The organism is Marinomonas phaeophyticola (assembly GCF_026966905.1).
Lineage (GTDB): Bacteria > Pseudomonadota > Gammaproteobacteria > Pseudomonadales > Marinomonadaceae > Marinomonas > Marinomonas phaeophyticola.
Map to the genome: position 1 here is coordinate 216,572 of NZ_JAPUBN010000010.1, position 19,448 is coordinate 236,019.

Sequence of the window (19,448 nt, forward strand, 5' to 3'; positions counted from 1 at the left end):
GATTCTTTTCATAGACATGGTCTCATCTATATTTAGCGGCCTTAATATATGGATTCGGATTGTATCAACATATATGTTTTTGACAGTTTAAATTGTAATAAAGCGTAAAGCTGTCAAAAAAGTATCTATATTGGTTGTTTATGTATTAGAGAGTCCCATGTTCCTCGCCTATAGTTATTGCACTTGGTAATAATATCCAAGATTTGGTAAGACTATAAAAACAAATACTCCAAATGGGGAATGACCTATGAATATCTTTGCTAAAAGTACAGTTACCTGTGCTGTTTCCTTCGCTACGGCAATTATGGCAACTCATGCTGCAGCAGCCACAGAAATCACCGTCGCCACAGTAAATAATGGCCACATGATCGAAATGCAAAAACTCACTCCAGAATTTGAAAAAGCATATCCAGATATCAAAGTAAAATGGGTGACTTTGGAAGAGGGCGTACTTCGTCAGAACGTAACACAAGATATTGCTAATAAAAGTGGCTTATACGATGTCATGACTATTGGTATGTATGAAGCACCAATTTGGGCAGAGCGTGATTGGTTACAAGCAATTGACGTGAGTGGTGATTACGATGTTGAAGACATTCTTCCCTCTATTCGCGGTGGTCTGTCTTATAAAGATACTCTGTATGCGGCACCTTTCTATGGTGAAAGTTCCATGGTTATGTACCGTAAAGACCTAGTTAAGAATGCGGGTATGGAAATTAACGATCGCGATAGCTGGGATCACATTCGTGATGTAGCGGCAGCGGTGCATGACCCAAGCAATGGTGTTTACGGTATGTGTCTTCGTGGTAAAGCAGGCTGGGGCGATAACATGGCCTTTATGTCTACTATGGCCAACTCATTTGGTGCTCGCTGGTTTGATGAAGATTGGAAGCCTCAACTTGAATCTGCAGAGTGGAAAAGTGCGGTTAACTTCTATGTTGATCTACTGAATAAATATGGGCCTCCAGGTGCCAGCAGTAATAGCTTCAATGAAAATCTTGCGTTATTCAATGAAGGTAAATGTGGTATGTGGATTGACGCTACAATCGCTGCTTCATTTGTAACCGATCCGAAACAAAGTAAGGTGGCTGATCAGGTTGGTTTTGCTCAATCTCCATACAAGGTTACTGAGAAGGGGGCCAATTGGTTATGGGCTTGGTCTTTAGCCATTCCGGCTGCGACTAAGAATGCGGACGCGGCACAAACGTTTATTCGCTGGGCAACGTCCAAAGAATACATAGAGCTTGTTGGGAATAAAAATGGTTGGGCGGCGGTTCCTACAGGAACGCGTACTAGTACCTATGAAAACCCTAAATTCCAAGCCGCGGCTGTCTTTGCTGAGGCGGAGCTAAAAGCCATTAACTCCGCTAACCCAGCGGATAGTACATTAAAGCCGTCCCCTTATGTCGGAGTTCAGTTTGCAGCCATTCCTGAGTTCCAAGCCATTGGTACAACAACAGGGCAGATGGTCTCTGGTGCATTAGCAGGCAGTATGACGGTTGATCAAGCATTGAAATCAGCGAATGTTTCGGCTGATCGTCAAATGCGTCAAGCTGGTTACTACTAGAATGAGTAGCTAGCTGAATACTCCGGAAGGTTTGGGATTAAAGCCTTCCGGAACTCATCGAAAGCGTACGGCTTTTTCAAGATTGGGTTGATATAGCTGCCCGCTGATAATTGTTTTCTATAAGAGATACTCACCATGAAGCGTTCTATTACTCGCTTATTAATGGCGCCATCAGTCATTTTACTGTTGGTTTGGATGATAGTTCCGTTATCCATGACCATTTATTTTTCAACGATTCGTTATAACTTACTTTATCCAGGACAAAACAACTTTGTCGGCTTGATGAATTTCGAGTTTTTTATGACGGACCCAGGTTTCTTACCTGCCATATTTAATACATTAACTCTTTTATTATCCGTACTGATTATCACTGTAGTACTCGGTGTCGCGTTATCTGCGTTAATCGATAAACCGTTTTTTGGTCGTAGTATTGTCCGTGTTTTGTTGATTTCACCTTTTTTCATCATGCCAACAGTGAATGCACTGATTTGGAAAAATATGATGATGAATCCTGTATATGGGGTTTTTGCTTGGATATCTCAAACACTCGGATTTGAGCCGATAGATTGGCTCTCTGATTTTCCCTTGGGGTCCGTCATTATGATGGTCAGTTGGCAGTGGTTACCCTTTGCAATATTGGTTTTTGTTACGGCTTTACAATCGCAAGATACCGAACAAAAAGAAGCGGCGGCAATGGATGGCGCGACTAGTTGGGATATCTTCCGTTATCTAACGATTCCACATCTAGCTCGACCTATTGCAGTGGTAGTGATGATTGAGACCATCTTCTTATTGGCTATTTTTGCGGAGATATTTGTCTCTACAGGTGGTGGCCCTGGTTATGATAGTACCAACCTAGCGTATTTAATCTATAACCAAGCTCTACTTCAATATGATGTTGGTGTGGCATCGGCTGGTGGACTGTTCGCCGTCATTCTCGCAAACATTGTGGCTTTCTTTTTAATCCGTGCCGTTGGCAAGAACCTAACGGTATAAGGTGGTTATTATGACGCTTAATCAACAACGTAAATTTAAAACGCTAATCATTGGCTTTTTCTCTTGGTTAGTCGCTTGTTTGTTATTTTTCCCGATTTTTTGGATGTTTATTACCTCCTTTAAAACAGAGCTGCAGGCTATTTCAATACCACCAACACTTTTCTTTGAGCCAACACTGGATAATTTCAGTATTGTGCAAGAACGTAGTGATTATTTGAAACATGCGATGAACTCTGTGGTTACCTCTTTTGGTGCCACCATTATTGCGCTCATTATTGGTGTACCAGCGGCGTACTCAATGGCGTTTTCACCGACTAAAAGAACGAAAGACATTTTGCTTTGGATGCTATCAACCAAAATGTTGCCAGCGGTAGGTGTGCTTGTCCCTATCTATATTTTGTTTAGAGATAATGGGCTATTGGATTCACGTATTGGTTTGGTGATTATTTTCACTCTAATGAATCTACCTATCATTATTTGGATGCTGTTCTCTTACTTTAAAGATTTGCCAAAAGAAATTTTAGAAGCCGCAAGAATGGATGGTGCTACCCCATGGGATGAAATGATGAAAGTAGTGTTGCCATTGTCTATCGGTGGTATCTCATCTACTGGTCTATTGTCTATTGTTCTCTGCTGGAATGAAGCTTTTTGGTCACTTAACTTGACGGCCTCTGAAGCGGCGCCTTTAACCGCGATGATTGCCTCTTATTCCAGTCCTGAAGGGTTATTCTGGGCCAAGCTATCCGCAGCATCAACGCTAGCTTGTGCTCCTATCGTTATCTTTGGTTGGTTCTGTCAGAAACAACTTGTCCAAGGCCTTACTTTTGGCGCCGTAAAATAATAATTAGGAATTTACATCATGTCTTATTTAGCCATTACTGAACTACAAAAATACTATGACAGTTACCATGCATTGCGCGGCATTAATTTATCCATAAAAGAAGGTGAGTTTGTTGTCTTCGTTGGTCCTTCTGGTTGTGGCAAGTCGACCTTGCTAAGAACCATTGCCGGTCTAGAGTCCAGCTCTAGCGGCTCGATCAATCTAGATGGTCGGGACATTACTGAGCTTGCTTCGTCAAAAAGAGATTTGGCAATGGTATTCCAATCTTATGCTCTTTATCCACACATGACAGTGGCGGAGAATCTATCTTTTGCTCTGCGGTTAGCGAAAGTGCCGGATGAAGAAGTTAAAGAAAAAGTTCGATCTGTATCCGCTTCATTGCAACTTGATCCATTACTAGAGCGTAAACCAAAAGAACTTTCTGGTGGTCAACGTCAAAGGGTTGCCATTGGTCGTGCCATTGTTCGCCAACCTAAAGTCTTTCTATTTGATGAGCCTTTATCAAACCTAGATGCCGCATTACGTGTACAGATGCGTTTAGAGTTAGCTAGATTACACAAAAAGCTCGGTACTACAATGATTTATGTAACCCACGATCAGGTTGAGGCGATGACGCTAGCGGACCGAGTGGTGATTCTTAATGCAGGATCGATTGAGCAAGTGGGTACACCATTAGAGCTATATCGTCAGCCAAACAGTCGTTTTGTGGCCGAATTTATTGGTACACCTAAAATGAACTTGTTGCCAACGGAAAATATGATTCGTCAAGAAAATGAGTTGGTTTTCCAATTAGGTGCTGGTGAAATTCGTTTCCCAACGGCTCGTATTAGTGGCCCTATACCAAGTTCAATTGTTCTCGGTATTCGTCCTGAGCACATGAGTTTATCAGAAGAAAAAGGTGAGCTTAATGGGCGTATAGAACTCATTGAGCACTTGGGGTCAGAAGCCTACGCGCATATTCAATTGAGCAGCAATCAGACCATTATTGTGAAAGTATCTGCACGCAGTGACATTAAAGATGGTCAGTTAGTAAATATTAATATTGATCGTGATGAAATGATTCTTTTCAATGAAAGTGATCGAGTTATTTCGCTGCTTGCTGAGGAAGTTGAAGATGTCTGATTTTCTCAAAATTAAACGCAATGCAGAGCGGATGTCGACGCAGAATTATGTGCGTGATGACATTACGGCGGGTGTCATGCATCTTGGAGTAGGGGCTTTTCATCGAGCTCACCAAGCGGTTTTTTTGACCGTTTATTAGCACTCCCGGCAGGAAAAAATTGGGGATTAGTTGGCGTTAATATTCGCTCTCAAGATCGTGTTGGATTTTCACAATTAGAAAAACAAAAAGGCGAGTACGTTCTTAAAACTATGTCGGCTGATGGGATAGTAGAGTACGAACATATTCGTTCTATTGTGCAGCTTGTTGACGGCTCGTTTGCCCCTAGTTCAGTAGATGAGTTAATGTCTAAGTCTACTATACAACTGGTGACTTTTACCGTCACTGAGGGCGGTTATTATCTAGATGAAAACAAAAGACTGATGCTGGATAATCCTCTCATTGAGGAAGATATTACGTCTGGTCGGAATACTTTATATGCCTTTCTTTATGCCGGTTTAAAGCGTCGCAGTGAGACCTCTAAATCTAAGATTACGTTACTAAGCTGTGATAACCTTCGTCATAATGGAAAATTATTAAAAACAGGATTGATTCAATTTTTGCAGGCTAAAAATGATCCTGCATTAATAGACTGGGTTGAAGATAACGTGTCTTTTCCATGTTCCATGGTAGATCGAATTACCCCTAAGCCAAGTCAGCAACATGTTGATGATGTACAAGTACGTTTTGGCATAGTGGATGAAATGACCGTAATGGGTGAAGATTTTATTCAATGGGTTATTGAAGATGATTTTGCGGGTGAGAAGCCTTTATTAAATGAGGTCGGTGTTGAGTTTGTCTCGGATGTCACTCCTTACGAAGAGGCTAAAATTCGAATTCTAAATGCAGGCCATACGGTTGTGACTTATCAGGCCGCCTTAAAACAGCTTACGTATTTTGATGAAGCGATGCAGGATGTGGCATTAAAGCAATACTTTTCTGACTTTATTAAACAAGATTCCATTCCTGCTATTGGGGAGTCAATTGTCGATCTACCTGCTTATTATGAAGTAATTGCTCAACGTTTTAGTAACAGTAATATTGGTGATACCGTAGAGCGAATTTGTACGGATGGCTACGCGAAGTTTGCCATTTTTGTTTACCCCACATTAGCTGAAATTTATCGTTTAGGAGGAAACCCTCGTAAAACGATAGAAGGCATTGCTAGCTGGTTTGTGTTTATCAATAAGGTGACTAAAGGTGAACTATCGATTACTTATAATGAGCCTAATATTGATAAGTTATCGCCTTTTACGGATGACGAGGCAGGAATCAAAGCGTTTGTTACAGATCGTTTTTTATGGCAGAAGGTTCCGGAAGAATACCCTAACTTTGTCAAGGATCTAACCAGCGCTATTAAAGCAGCTCTATAAAAAATCGCCTTATAGAACGAGATGCTATCTACAGATTATGGTTATTCATATTTAGGTAGCAAACTTACCCTTTGCAGAGAATAAAGGATCATAGTATGCAAAAAAGCAATCAAGATTTGACAAATAAAGTTGCTCTTATCACTGGTGCCGCAGGCGGTATTGGCTTGGCTATTGCCGAGACCTACTTGGCTAACGGTGCTCAGGTTATGTTAACGGATTATCCCCAAAAGCGGCCTGAGACCATGTCTAAATTATTAGAGAAATACCCTGGCCAAGCTTTGTATATCGGATGTGATGTATGTGACTTTGATGGGGTGGATCAAGTAATTATCGAGACACTTAATGCATTTCAAAAAATTGATATTCTTGTAAACAATGCGGCTGTATTCGATTTGGCGCCTGTCATTGAGGCGACTGAAGACAGCTTTGACCGTCTTTTTAGTATTAATGTAAAAGCGCTCTTTTTTATGATGCAAAAAGTCGCGAGGAAAATGATTGAGTTAGGTGTACAGGGAAGAATCATCAATATGGCATCTCAAGCAGGTCGTCGTGGTGAGGCGCTCGTATCGCATTATTGCGCTACCAAAGCCGCTGTTATTAGCTATACTCAATCGGCTGCCTTAGCCTTTGCAGAGCATAAAATTACCGTAAACGCGATTTCACCAGGTGTTATTGATACGCCAATGTGGGCTGAAGTGGACGCATTATTTGCAAAATATGAACACCTTCAATTAGGTGAGAAAAAAATTGCGGTGGGTGAGGCTGTTCCTTTAGGCTATATGGGACAACCAGAAGAAGTTGCTTCTGTTGCTTTGTTCTTGGCTTCTGCTGGGGCTAGCTATATTACCGCGCAAACATATAATGTAGACGGTGGTAATGTTATGAGTTAACAACTGTCTTTCTCTGTTGTTGTTTTCTTTTTCTAGGAGAGTATGACGTTCTCTGAGTATTTTAGGAATCACAATGTCTAGTACAAAAAACAAAACACCTGAATATGAAATCCTTGGTGATACTATTGATACTATTCGATATCTAGAACATGGCTTTCCTAGCGATTTGGTTCGTTGGCATGCTCACGATGATTATGAATTGCATTTAATCGTATCAACTAAAGGGAAAGTGTTTGTTGGCGACTATATTGGTTCATTCTCTCCTGGGCAGATTATATTAGTGGGCCCAAGATTACCGCATAATTGGGTCTGTCAAAATGATCAAGACCCAGTTGATGTGCGTGACATGGCGATTCGCTTTGATCATCAATCTTTCTCTGAAGGCATGAAAATAATACCTGAATTTTCTGAATTATTGCCTCTCTTGGCAAAGGCCAAATCCGGTATAGAGTTCCTTGATCTGGATTTAAACGAGCTTATTCGAAGATTTCAAGAAATACGCGATGCTCAAGGGTTAAGTAAGTTGCTCTCTACGCTATCTTTATTACACCGCTTGGCAAACTGCCAGAATTACCGTTTACTCTCTACAGCCCAAATTGATCAGAAAACCAGTGAAGTCCAGCAGCGTAAAATTAATACCGTTGTTGATTACGTCTCTCAGTACTACGGCGATGAAATAAGCTTGTCTACTGCAGCAGAGCTAATTGGTATGTCAGATAGTCACTTCTCCCGTTTCTTCAAAAAAGCGACAGGCAATCGGTTTATTGAATTTGTAAATCGAGTACGTATTAGCCGGGCGTGTAATCTTTTGGCTGAAACGGATTCCCAAATTGCGACCATTTGTTTTCAAGTCGGATTTAATAATATAGCCAATTTTAATCGCCGTTTTCATGAGTTAAAGGGAGTGACCCCTAGGGAATTTAGATCTCAACAATTGAATAATAATGATATGGAAATTGAACACTAGTTATCGTAAGTAATTTTATAAAAGAATATACATTGTTTTTATACGATTACTGTCCATTCCATGAATATACAAAATATTAAGTTAAAGTAATCAGTTTATTTGTCGATTCATAATTATAGGAGTTAATTATGTTGGTTTTTATTTCTATATATGTCATTTATGATATGACGTATATTTAAATTATGCAGAATTTGAATATATAGACTACCTTTAGCTGTTGCTTCTATTCATTTTATAGATAGCCTGTAATGGAAAGCGATTTATGTCTGAAATGAAAAACCAATCGAAAATGTCAGGGATGGGTATACGACTGTCTCTTTTAAAAGGTCCTTTTCAAAATAATGGAGCTTCTCCTTGGTACGCTGAAATTAATCTGGGGACTCCAGAGCAATTACTGAAGTTTTCTTTTGATACAGGCAGTAATTTCATTTGGGTCACTTCCAGCTTATGCGATAACAACACCTGTCATCATTATGGGGGAGGTCAATTCAACTACAGTAAATCTTCCTCTTTTCATTGGCTTTCGAGTACAGATCAAACCGTTGACTTTGGTCCTTGGGGAGATATGCAAGTTAGATCTGGCAATGATATTTTTACTCTTCCTAACATAGATGCTTTTACTGGCGATAACGTTCAACTCACGTCAGATATCTACCTTTCTAAAAACTATGAAGGGACACAGTTTGAAGCTTTAGATTGGGATGGCGGCATAGGTATGCCGAGTTTGACGACAAGCTCTCAAAACGATGATGTCAACACAAAGCTATTTTCTTATCGAAATAGGGGACAGAAAAATGGTGAGGAGTCGTTTCATTTTTTAGCTAGTTTGATCGCAACAGGCTACGTTAATAAAAACAAAGCGTATTTAGCCTTTGAAACAGACCAGAGTTCAAATCTGGGTACTGTTTCTATGGGGGTATTAAATCCGTCCTATAAGGATTCTCTAGAATACTGTTTTCTACCTTGGAGCGAATATAGTGAGCCAGGAGGTGAGTATCTTTGGACGACAAAAATGGCCGAATTTAAAATGGGTGATCATAGCCTAGCTAAAGACATCTTATTTGCTCTTGATACAGGGTCTTCTCAGTATAAAGGGGCCCCGAGTGCCATGTATGACGCTTTTTTAATGGCCTTATTACAAACAGAAGACCTGACTGTCATTTTAGAGGGTGATGATCCTAATAATAAACCTACGCTAACGTTGCCGTCATCAACCTATAATGTAAAAATCGAAGAGGGTATGTTTCAAGGGCATGTTATCCCACAATTCCGCCCCTTGAATGGTGTAGAAGGGCTTATCCTTGTCGGCTCTGTATTAATGGATTTTTTGTATACGGTCTATGAATATCAAGCGGTTGAAAAAGTGAATGAAGGCATTACGCTTATACCGATTGGTATGTGGCTATTTAATAAGCCAGATGGACCTAAAATCATACAGAATAGGCAATCAACGGTGGCATCTATTTTTTGTTCTTAAGAGGATACAAAGTAATGACTGTGACAATAAATGGATGCTGGGAAAACAGTTATGGTTCAAAAATGAACTTGATTGTATTGAGTGATGGGTGGGTGTTTGGTGATTATACTTCGACTACAGGAGCGTCTGGAACGTATTTTGTACTTGGTCGAGTGAGTCATCAACCCGTCACCAAAGACGTTGGACAGGCGTTAGTACTTTCTATTTTTTGGAAGCCTATCCATAAAGCACCGCCCGATAATAGCTGGCATTGGGTCTCTTCTTATTGCGGACAATTGCAAAGTAATGGGACGTTAACGGTTGTTAATTCTTTGGTAGTATCGATGGAATATGAGGGTATTGCGATAGGAAGTTATATTGATAATCTTACCTTTAAAAAATCAATAAGTACTTCTTCTTCTCTTCCTCAGCCTTCTTTTTTTGATCTATTTAATTGCTCTACATCATGCCTGCATAAATGTGCTCTAACAGGGCTATGGCAGGATACTGAAGAGGGAATATCGTTAAATTTAGCCACTTTTAATGTTGAGATTGGTCTCATTAAAGGGACATTAAAATATGAGGGCGAAACGATTGAAATGCGCGGTTTTTATGATATGAATGCCGATTCAATAGGGTTGCAGTCGATCACATTAAGTGGATGCTTATCAGGTAATCCTATCGCACTAAGTGGGTCGTTAAATACTGAAAAAAACACACTAACTCTATTTCGTTGGTTGGCGTGTGGAACCACTAGCGAAGAAGTCTTTTTACAAGCTAATGCTAGTGGCTGGATTTTAAATAAACAATCATCTGACTCAGAAGAAAATAAGGAATAGCTTCATGCGCTTACACCAAGTGTTTGACCAAGCTGAACATGATGGAATGGTTATTGAGTGTTTTCTGCAGATGTGGAAACACTCTGCGGATTTGATGTTCATCATGGCAGTAGAAGATAAAGGTGAATTTACTCTATTTGATAATAACCCTGCTTCTAAGAAAGTTATGGGGTTGGATGCGGATCTAAATGTACATCGTTTAGATATCAGAGCGATTTTTGGTGATGAAGTTACCGAACAAGTTTATGAAACCTATCGAGAAGTGATACTGGCGAAAAAGCCAATATCAATTGAGCAAAATGGCATTCGAGGTGATGGCTCTAGTATCTATTTTGATACCCTTTTTGTTCCTATATTTAGTGAGCAAGGAGAGCCTTTGTTTGTTTGTGGTGTCAGCCGTGATATTACCAAAATAAAAGAGGCCGAACAGGTTGCGATCAAAGCGAATGAGAAGTTAAAAGAATACAGTTACGCATTAGAAGAAATAAATCAAAATTTAGATAAAAAAGTCCAAGAAAGAACGATTGAACTGGAAAATTCTAAAAAAATTGCCGAAGAAGCCTTACAGGCAAAATCTTCTTTTGTTGCCAGAATGAGCCACGAGATACGTACCCCCATCAATGCTGTCATCGGTTTGAGTGATTTAGCGTTAAAAACAGAGCTAGATAGTAATCAGAAAGATTTTATTGGTAAGATTTTAGAGTCTGGGGAAACCTTGTTAGAGCTTGTGAATGACGTTCTAGATTTTTCAAAAATGGAAGCCGGAAAACTGCTCGTTGAAAGAATTCCATTTTCGATAGAAAAGATAGCACGAAGAGTTTGCAATATGAACTCTATTAAAGCAGAAGAAAAGCAGCTAACATTTCTTTGCCACATCGATGAAAAAGTACCAAAAGTTCTTATAGGTGATCCACTTCGTATCCAGCAAATTATAGTAAATTTAACCAGTAATGCGATTAAATTTACTGACCACGGAGAGGTGTGTTTACGTATTACATCTGAAGAGTATGAAGAGCAAGGGATACTTTTACAGTGTGAAGTGTCAGACACGGGCATAGGTATTTCTAAAGAACAAATTGACCGGTTATTTCAGTCTTTCAGTCAGGCAGATACGAGTATCACACGTAAATTTGGTGGCACGGGTTTAGGTCTTTCTATTTCACAACAGTTATGTGAGTTGATGGGTGGGCAAATTCACGTATCGAGTGAGCAGGGCGTAGGGACTAAGTTTACAATGTCTCTTCCTTTATTTTCCGGTTCTACTGCTTCCCATTCGACACATAAAGATCCGCTGGATGGGTTAGATAAAGTAGAAAGTGTTCCTGATTTATCTGGATGTCGTATCTTATTGGTAGATGATCATCCGATTAATCGTCATGTGGCTATAGGGTATTTAGATGAAACGAAGGCTTCGATTGATACTGCAATTAGTGGTCTACAAGCATTGAAAAAACTACAAGAAGAAGAGTTTGATGTCGTCCTATTAGATATCCAAATGCCTGAGATGGACGGCTTTACTGTCGCTAAGAAAATCAGAAATGATTTGAAATTACTGACTTTACCTATTATTGCTATGACGGCTCATGTGGATGAGAGCTCGATACAAGACAGTTATAATAGTGGTATGAATGATCATATTGGTAAACCTGTTAATAAGTATGTTTTATACGAAACACTTCAAAAATACTTGAGAGTAAGTATCGATAATACCAAGCTTGATACGGACGTTATTGATATTTCAGAAAAGAGTGTGCCGAGTGAATATGAGGCCTTATTCGTTGGTATAAAAAAATTGAATCCATAAATGTAGATAAAGCAATACAGAATATGGGGAGAATGCCTCTTCTTTATTTGGATGTAGTGCGTTTTTTTATAAACAGTATAGCCAACAAGTTGACTCTTTGTTTAAAATTGAAGTTGGTAAAGATAATGATCAAATTTTAGAGTTTGTTCATACTCTAAAATCAAGCGCAGCTTATATTGGTGCCTTTGAATTATCGACGAGCTGTTCTATTTTAGAGGAAGCGTTATTAAATGGTAATGGAACGAATGCATTTTTAGTCTCAGTTTTGCATTCTCTAGATAGGTATATTGGTCAACTAAGTCCCTTATTTGAAAATGAACTTAGTCAAAAAACTATTCCTAAGTCTGGTTACCCTGATTCTAATGTTGGAAAGTTAAAAGAAGTTTTGATTGAACTTTTGCCTCTTTTACAAACATCTGATTTTTCAGCTGAAAACTATTTTGATTCGTTACATTCTTTAGTTGCCAACACAGAACATGTTAGTCTTGTTGGGGAGTTAGTATGGAACGTTGAAGAAGTAGAGTATGAAAGAGCCGCTGAAATTGTCCAACGGTTGTTAGCGCAAATTCAAGGTACTCAGTAATGACAGAAACTCAACGAGTGTTAGTTATTGATGATGAAAAAATAAACTTGAAAATCATCAGCGATATATTACGTGGAGACGTAGACGTTACCCTTGCTAAAAGTGGTTCGCAAGGAATTCGAAAGGCCATTGAATTAAAACCTGACCTCATTTTACTTGATGTTTTAATGCCAGATATGGACGGCTTTGAAACAATGGCGATTTTAAATCGAGATGTACGCACCTGTGCGATTCCTGTTATTTTTATAACCGCTTTAGATGATGCTAGACATGAAGAAAAAGGCTTGTTACTTGGTGCAAGTGATTATATACAAAAACCTTTTAATGCAGAGATTATTAGGGCGCGAATTAACTTACATTTACAACTCTCGCAGCAGCGTAAAATGTTAGAAAGATTAGCCAATATTGATCCTCTTACTTCGCTAGCGAACAGACGAAAATACCAAGAAAGATTATTTCAGGAATGGGATTCAGCATTAACATCAAAATCCCCATTATCCTTAGTTGTGATGGATATCGATGACTTTAAACAGTTTAATGACCATCATGGCCATGCAGAGGGGGATAAAGTGCTTCAGCAGGTAGCGAGAGTAATATCAAGTCAATTTCAGCGTTCTATTGATTTAGTGGCTCGTTATGGTGGGGAAGAGTTTGTTGCCCTACTGCCTAACTGTAATAAAGAGTATGCCATGGAAGTGGTCGGTTCTTGTGCAAAAGCAATAGAGAATTTACAGCATACATACCACCATAATGATAAAAAATATACAGTAACCATTAGTTCTGGTGGTGTTACTTATGTACCTGACTCATCTGGAAAGGTCGAAGATTTATTTAGTGCGGCAGATAAGATGTTGTATTTAGCGAAACAAAAAGGGAAAAATTGTGTTCTTTGGACAAATAATGACTTACTGACGTCCTTATAAAAGAAGCCTGTTTATTTGCTTATTTTATCTATACCACTATTCGAACTGTTTATCCCTTTCATGTTTTATAAAATGAATTGGATTCTTTGGATCACTGATTTGGCTTATGAATGTTGGTTGTCCCTGTTCGTTTAGAATAACCAAACCAATTCCTGAATGGTTCATTAATCTTTCTCCTCTTGAGGCATTGCTCGGCTTTCTGGCTGAGACCCACATGCCGCGTCTTTTAGTAAACCAGTTTAAAGGTGACCAAGGTGCGTAAAGCCAACGGTTCAGTCGGTCAAACCAATCCAATAATGTCGTGGGGAATTCATTTTTGATGCCACTGCTCGTAATCTGCCAGATATTAGGGCTATTTTTACGACCTTTCAACTTAATGTCATAGACAAACGAGTAATGTACATCGCCTGATAAAATAATAAAATTATGAGGCGTTTTAGGGTGGCGAAATAAATTCATTAGTGCATAGGCAGAGCCAGGATGTGCCATCCAGTTTTCTGCGTCGACCATTAACGGATGTCCAAACCAGGTGAATATACGCTGTACCGCTTCGATTAGTTTTACTCCAAATATAGGCGCGGGAGAAACCAGAATAACCGCGTTTTCATTATCTTTTAAGATCAGTTGCAAGTCCGTAAGTGCTTCCCAGTCCATAAGGCCTGAAGGCCGTTGGGGATTTTTTCAGACACCCATCTACGGGTTCTTGTATCTAATACCACCAGAGGCGGTGACGTTGGCCATTCATAATGCCATTGATCAAACTGGAGTAACGAGGTGATGAAGTCATCGTGGCTTTGCTTTGTTCTATTATGAAAAAAGCCTCTAAAGACACCATGTCTTTATGGGAAAAGGTGTTTGGGTTATTGCCCCAACCTTGAAACAGTAAGTAGGCGATGAGAGCGTTGCCTATAATGCGTCGTGAAAGCGGGTTTTCGTAGGCTGATTTTTCCCAAGCGGCATTGAGGTTCCAATCGTCCGTGACATCGTGATCATCAAACATCATGGCGCTAGGTAAATGAGCGAGTGCTCTTTGAACGCTTAGAAGATTCTTTTTGAAATCTAAAATAATCTCTTTTTCTTGCTGATATTTATCTTTATGTTCCTCTAACGCTATTTGTTCTGGGCATTCTAGAGTAACGAATTGCCAGCAAGTGGGAGACCATACGAGTAAATACATGGCCATCATTTCGCTGAGCGTCATTAAATGATTACGGGCCGTATCTGTCGTAAATACGGGTTTTTTGGCGCCCCCAAAAAATTGTTTATGCAACTCTTTAGTTTCTTTCGTGTAAGGTAAAAGTTCGTGTCTTTTGTAATAAAAGGCGTTATTCGTATGAAGTACAGAGTCATCTTCTAGTTCAGATCCTTCTAGCTGCTCTTCTGGAAGTCCCAGTTTATTAATAACTTGGTGTATGGCATGTAACATGGGGCCTGCAACGTCATCGGCATAAATTTGATCCCCTGATAAAATAAGCAACGACGGCCACTCTGAAACGTCAGTTGTTTGTAATAAGGTATCAACATTTTTCAATCCATCGGTATTACCTTGACTCTTAAAGTGGGGTTTTCGGCAAGATCCATGTAACAATTTAGAAACTTTTTGTTGCAGAATAAATCCTAAGGAGGTGTGCCCTTGATAGTATAAATCTGAAGCCCAATCGTGCATCTGATAGGACTGATTAGATTCGTTGCTGTTTAACTGAATGTCATACTCAATCCAAATATCAAAAGGTAACGCGACTTTTGGAATGATATGAATAAAGTGAAGGTATAAATGCTTCCCTGCATGGCAGCAGCGATGAGATACCTCTAAGTTTCCATTATTAGAGGATAGCTCATGCTGATTAAATTTTAGTGTTAACGAGGGAGTAAGAGGCATGCTAGTAGCTAGCCAAAAAGTGATCTCGTTAGGTGTTGTTTTACGTAGAATAGGGCCTGCTAAAACAAGAGGTAATTCAACTGGACTGATTGTTTTTCTTTTAGACATTCTCTACTCAAAACGGATCGATTGATGGTTTTCTTCCTAACACTCGTCTAAATAATACGCTTATTTTTTGGCTTTGAAAAAACTCATTCGCTAGGTAGCCATTAACAATTAAATCAAGGTATTTAGATGTACCAGGCCTTTTAACGTGAGATCGTAAAATACCTTCTTGTGTGAACCCTAAATGAAGTGTGTTTTTTTGGCTGTAGGTATTATCAGAATAAACATAGCTGTATATTTTATTTAATTTTAATTTTTGAAAAGCAAACTCTAAAATTAAAAAAGTAGCTTCTAGGGACACCCATCCACTTCGTTCATGAGGAAAACCTATAAGTAATTCTGCTCTAGAGTTTAGAGTATTTATATCAACCAAAGATGCGATTCCAATGGGGATACTGTTTTTTTCTATGATCCATTCTACTTTTCCACTCTCAATTGGCTTTTTTTGTGATTTAGTTAGGCTGTCCTTAATCAATTTTACGGAGGTTCCATGAAACATATTATACTGATTTCTAAAGGTATCATTTTTTCTTATTGCTAATAAAAAATCGAAATCTTCATCTGAAGCTCTTCTGAGCGTTAACCTTTTACCTATTAAAGGTGTATCCCAGATGATGGATAATTTGAGTATATTGCGTTTGATATCCTCTTTGAATTCTGGTTGAGAGTCAGGTACGAATGATAATGCCTGTTGAAAACTCTCGTAGGCCTTCAGCTCTTTGTTTTGAGCGAGAAAAGATCGAGCAAGAGCAAGATGAGTAGTTGGATCTTGATAGGCAACTTTACAGGCATTGAGAGCGAATAGATGGGCGTCATCTTTCTCTCCGGATTGTAATAACATAGTAGATAAAATGGTATTGTATCTGGCGCTATTTGGCTCTATTTTCTGGGCTGTTTTTAGAAGTGAAATAGCTTCGCGGAGATTATTCTCTTCTCCTTTACCGTAAGCGGTTAGAATGCTTTTTGCATACAGAATATGAGCAACTGTATCTGTATTTCTCAAAGGGCTCAGAAAATCAGATAAGTCTGACCATTTTTCATCGAGTATCAATTGATCTATTTCTGTTGGTTGCATATTGATAAATTATCCATTTTCTATGTGCTTTAGGTAATGTCTGTATTTTTTTATGGAATGCTGTAGCGTTTAATACTAGCGGTAAAATTTCATATAGGAAATAACTAAAATTAGGGTATTGGTCTTTACTTTTTTATTACTATTGCATTCTAATACCTTGTCGGCTTTGTGCTATCTTACTGTGTATATCTGTTTAATGACTTTATAAGAGCGAGACTATGCTTACTTCTGTGACAAAAAAATACCATAAAGTACTTCGAGAAAAAGCCATATCGAGAGCCAAAACTCGTATTGTACTGGCAGGTAGAAAAGCGGAGGAGATGAATGAAGAAGATCTTGAGGTGGTCGTGCAAGAAGAAGAGCAAAAGATAAAGTCAGAAGTGAAAGAGAAAGGACTCTTAGCGGTTTTAGCTTTATTGGGTATCAGCTTGTTCGGCTAACTTATGATGAATCAACTTTTTCGACTCACATTTATTACCTTCATCTGGAAAAAGTATAAGCGGGTGATTCTTTCCTTGCTAGTATTGGTCACGTGTCTTTGGATGGTGGAACAAATTCATCAAGATTATATTCAATACAGTCAGCTTAATAATGATACTAGTTACCTTGCTGCATCCTTTATTTTAAAATGGATTGTTTTTGCTTGCGCAGCGATTTTGTTTATCATTACGAATATTTTTTTCCAATCAAAAAAAACATCAAGGCAAAAGCCACCGGCAAGTAATACTGTTAAAAAATCCTTTATATTTCGTTCTACTGTGGACAAAAAAGAGCCCGTTACACGATTAAAGGATGATCCATTTGATGCTATTCGCCATAAACCTCAGCTACGGTCCAAGGCTGATGTCATGTTAGAGAAATCTCAAAAGGAAAGAAATTAAGTGTTTACGGCACTCTTTAGCAACGCCTAGGTAGATTATTCGGGTAGCTAAAGAGCCGTAGCCTATTAACCTATAGCGGATGCTTTTATGTAGGCAACTCGCTTTTGGATTTTATCTAAATACGCTAGAGTATGTGTTTTTTCTGCTAAAACACCAATACTAGCGGCTATCTCGAGTGAAATGGTCATCATAATGTCAGCCGCAGTAAATGCTTCACCAGCAAAGTAAGGCTGTTTACTTAGTGTATTTTCAATATAAGAAAAATCAACACCAATCTCTTTATTGATATAAGCGTCCATTGGTTTTTGACCATCACGTTGTTCCATACTCATAAACAATTTGGTAATAAGAGGAAGACTTAAGGAACCTTCTGCAAAGTGAGACCATTCCAAGTAACGGTAATAGGCTGGGGTGTTTTTAGCGGGTCTTAGTCTTTGCTTTTGATCCTGATCAAGGATGTACTCCATAATACTGCTTGATTCGCATAAAATCGTATCGCCATCGACGATTATAGGTGCTTTTCCTAAAGGATGGATGTCTTTTAAGCTTTGAGGTGCAAGATTCGTTTGGCTGTCTCGAGTGTGTTTTATTAAGTTATAGGGTGTATTTAGTTCTTCAAATAGCCATGTTACTCGCTTTGATCGAGAGCGAGTTAAGTGGTGTAATGTAATCATTTTAGAATCCTTATTGGTTACTTGTTTTATCTTTTAAACTTGCTGCATGATAAGGCAAAATAGCAACGAAGAATAATAGGAAGTCGTCTCTTGTTTAAATTAAACAGTGCGTTATTAATGGGTGTCATGATGAATACCACTTTATGGGCAAATCCGATAGATCAAATTAGACCTGATGCTCCCGAGTTGGCCACCTACGGAACATATCCTATTGGTGTAAGGACATTAGAGGTTACCCATACAAACCAGTTGGATATACTGGCTTTAAACGATAGTGGTGAGCAACGATATTATGATCGTCCCTTGACTTTAGAAGTGTGGTACCCAACAGATCATCAAGCTAATGCCAGAGGAAGATATGAACATGTTTATCTCAGAGATGGCAAAACTCAGGTAACTTTAACTGGTAAAGCTCAGAGAAATGTTGAGCCAGCAGACACTGAAACCGCTTTTCCACTCATTATTATTTCTCATGGCTACCCTGGAAATCGATTCTTATTGAGCCACCTAGGCGAAAATCTAGCGTCTAAAGGCTATGTTGTTGTTTCGATCGATCATACTGATAGCACTTATCATGATAAAAGTGCATTCGCTAGTACTTTGGTAAATAGGCCGCTAGACCAAATGTTTGTGCTAAATAAGATGGATAAGTTATCTAAGAAAGCGGGGCATTTTTTAGAAGGTTTGGTCGATGCTAACCAAACAGGTCTAATTGGCTATTCGATGGGGGCTTATGGCGCTGTAATTTCTGCTGGCGCGGGAGTTACGCAAAAAAGTATCGACTATTCTTGGGGCGCCCCTCAAAACGCATTATCTATTCATAAGTCGGGAAGTGAATCCCATCAACGCTTAATGGACCCTAGATTAAAAGCTGTTATTGCGTTTGCACCTTGGGGGAAAAATTATGAATTTTGGGACAATAAATCACTTGCAGGAATATCGATACCAGTGATGTTTGTTGCGGGTTCGGACGATGATGTTTCTGGCTATGAGAACGGCGTAAAATCGATTTATGAGGGCAGTGTTAATACAGATCGTTATTTATTGACTTACCATTTTGCTAATCATAATGCCGGTGCTCCGATGCCGGCTCCTCAAGAGTCGTGGGAATACAATAAAGAGCTAGGTTTTGCTCCATTCGAACATTATGCAGATGCAGTATGGGACTCTGTGCGAATGAATAACATTGCTCAACATTTCTCAACGGCCTTTATGGATGTGTATCTAAAGCAGAAAATAGATAAACTGGAGTACCTAAATCTTGTGCCAAATTCGGTTGATGGCACTCATCATTTAGATGACAAACAACAACCTCTGGAAAACCATACTTATTGGAAGGGCTTCCCAGCCAGATCCGCAAAAGGATTAAGTTTAAATTTCCAAAAAGGCGCAGAGAATTAGGATGCGAATCTTTACAATGTAATCCCACATTATCT

20 protein-coding genes are annotated in these 19,448 nt (G+C 39.1%); 16 read left to right on the forward strand and 4 right to left on the reverse strand.

Annotated elements, in window-relative coordinates:
• Positions 1-247 precede the first annotated feature (247 nt).
• From O1D97_RS03695 to O1D97_RS03760, 13 genes are all read left to right on the forward strand, one after another.
• On the forward strand, positions 248-1,567 hold the full coding sequence (locus O1D97_RS03695; RefSeq protein WP_269122902.1) for an ABC transporter substrate-binding protein: 1,320 nt from the start codon (positions 248-250) through the stop codon (positions 1,565-1,567).
• A gap of 135 nt (positions 1,568-1,702) precedes the next feature.
• The gene (locus tag O1D97_RS03700; RefSeq protein WP_269122904.1) at positions 1,703-2,563 is read left to right on the forward strand and encodes a carbohydrate ABC transporter permease; all 861 of its coding nucleotides are present in this window, start codon (positions 1,703-1,705) and stop codon (positions 2,561-2,563) included.
• Positions 2,564-2,573: 10 nt separating this feature from the next.
• Positions 2,574-3,404 carry a carbohydrate ABC transporter permease gene (locus O1D97_RS03705; RefSeq protein WP_206696851.1) on the forward strand — a complete coding sequence of 277 codons (831 nt, stop codon included), beginning with the start codon at positions 2,574-2,576 and terminating at the stop codon, positions 3,402-3,404.
• Positions 3,405-3,422: 18 nt separating this feature from the next.
• Positions 3,423-4,526 (forward strand): ABC transporter ATP-binding protein, encoded by a 1,104-nt coding sequence (locus tag O1D97_RS03710; protein WP_269122907.1) that lies wholly within the window; start codon positions 3,423-3,425, stop codon positions 4,524-4,526.
• Entirely contained in the window at positions 4,519-4,665 is a 147-nt protein-coding gene (locus O1D97_RS03715) for a hypothetical protein (RefSeq protein ID WP_269122909.1), read from the forward strand. Before O1D97_RS03710 ends, O1D97_RS03715 begins: the two co-directional genes overlap by 8 nt.
• Positions 4,666-4,706: 41 nt before the next feature.
• Positions 4,707-5,936 (forward strand): mannitol dehydrogenase family protein, encoded by a 1,230-nt coding sequence (locus tag O1D97_RS19550; RefSeq protein ID WP_330221434.1) that lies wholly within the window; start codon positions 4,707-4,709, stop codon positions 5,934-5,936.
• Between the two features lie 95 nt (positions 5,937-6,031).
• Positions 6,032-6,826: an L-iditol 2-dehydrogenase gene (locus O1D97_RS03730; protein WP_269122911.1), complete on the forward strand. Its 795-nt coding sequence runs from the start codon at positions 6,032-6,034 to the stop codon at positions 6,824-6,826.
• A 73-nt stretch (positions 6,827-6,899) separates the two neighbouring features.
• On the forward strand, positions 6,900-7,793 hold the full coding sequence (locus O1D97_RS03735) for an AraC family transcriptional regulator (RefSeq protein WP_269122913.1): 894 nt from the start codon (positions 6,900-6,902) through the stop codon (positions 7,791-7,793).
• A gap of 262 nt (positions 7,794-8,055) precedes the next feature.
• Complete coding sequence (locus tag O1D97_RS03740) at positions 8,056-9,270, forward strand: pepsin-like aspartic protease (RefSeq protein WP_269122915.1); 1,215 nt, start codon at positions 8,056-8,058, stop codon at positions 9,268-9,270.
• A gap of 14 nt (positions 9,271-9,284) precedes the next feature.
• Complete coding sequence (locus tag O1D97_RS03745) at positions 9,285-10,088, forward strand: avidin/streptavidin family protein (protein WP_269122917.1); 804 nt, start codon at positions 9,285-9,287, stop codon at positions 10,086-10,088.
• 4 nt (positions 10,089-10,092) lie between these two features.
• Positions 10,093-11,892: an ATP-binding protein gene (locus O1D97_RS03750; RefSeq protein WP_269122919.1), complete on the forward strand. Its 1,800-nt coding sequence runs from the start codon at positions 10,093-10,095 to the stop codon at positions 11,890-11,892.
• A gap of 97 nt (positions 11,893-11,989) precedes the next feature.
• Positions 11,990-12,475, forward strand: coding sequence for an Hpt domain-containing protein (locus tag O1D97_RS03755; RefSeq protein ID WP_269122921.1), 486 nt, complete (start codon positions 11,990-11,992; stop codon positions 12,473-12,475).
• Positions 12,475-13,398, forward strand: coding sequence for a diguanylate cyclase domain-containing protein (locus O1D97_RS03760; protein WP_269122923.1), 924 nt, complete (start codon positions 12,475-12,477; stop codon positions 13,396-13,398). The genes O1D97_RS03755 and O1D97_RS03760 overlap by 1 nt, the downstream gene beginning before the upstream one ends.
• A 36-nt stretch (positions 13,399-13,434) precedes the next feature.
• Here the strand turns inward: O1D97_RS03760 and O1D97_RS03765 are convergent, their stop codons facing one another.
• Genes O1D97_RS03765 through O1D97_RS03775 form a run of 3 tightly spaced genes read right to left on the reverse strand, consistent with a single transcriptional unit; the run spans position 13,435 to position 16,457 of the window.
• Positions 13,435-14,052 carry a metallophosphoesterase family protein gene (locus O1D97_RS03765; protein WP_269122924.1) on the reverse strand — a complete coding sequence of 206 codons (618 nt, stop codon included), beginning with the start codon at positions 14,050-14,052 and terminating at the stop codon, positions 13,435-13,437.
• A gap of 55 nt (positions 14,053-14,107) precedes the next feature.
• Complete coding sequence (locus tag O1D97_RS03770; protein ID WP_269122926.1) at positions 14,108-15,385, reverse strand: metallophosphoesterase family protein; 1,278 nt, start codon at positions 15,383-15,385, stop codon at positions 14,108-14,110.
• Between the two features lie 7 nt (positions 15,386-15,392).
• Positions 15,393-16,457, reverse strand: a complete 1,065-nt coding sequence (locus O1D97_RS03775) for a GNAT family N-acetyltransferase (RefSeq protein ID WP_269122927.1) — start codon at positions 16,455-16,457, stop codon at positions 15,393-15,395.
• Between the two features lie 218 nt (positions 16,458-16,675).
• On the opposite strand from O1D97_RS03775, the gene O1D97_RS03780 reads away from it, so the two are divergent.
• Positions 16,676-16,897 (forward strand): hypothetical protein, encoded by a 222-nt coding sequence (locus O1D97_RS03780; protein WP_269122928.1) that lies wholly within the window; start codon positions 16,676-16,678, stop codon positions 16,895-16,897.
• Between the two features lie 102 nt (positions 16,898-16,999).
• On the forward strand, positions 17,000-17,338 hold the full coding sequence (locus O1D97_RS03785; RefSeq protein WP_269122930.1) for a hypothetical protein: 339 nt from the start codon (positions 17,000-17,002) through the stop codon (positions 17,336-17,338).
• A 65-nt stretch (positions 17,339-17,403) separates the two neighbouring features.
• On the opposite strand, the gene O1D97_RS03790 is transcribed toward O1D97_RS03785, so the two are convergent.
• Positions 17,404-18,012 (reverse strand): glutathione S-transferase family protein, encoded by a 609-nt coding sequence (locus tag O1D97_RS03790; RefSeq protein WP_269122932.1) that lies wholly within the window; start codon positions 18,010-18,012, stop codon positions 17,404-17,406.
• A 90-nt stretch (positions 18,013-18,102) separates the two neighbouring features.
• Between O1D97_RS03790 and O1D97_RS03795 the strand changes: the two genes are divergently transcribed.
• Entirely contained in the window at positions 18,103-19,413 is a 1,311-nt protein-coding gene (locus O1D97_RS03795; RefSeq protein ID WP_269122934.1) for an alpha/beta hydrolase family protein, read from the forward strand.
• Positions 19,414-19,448 lie beyond the last annotated feature (35 nt).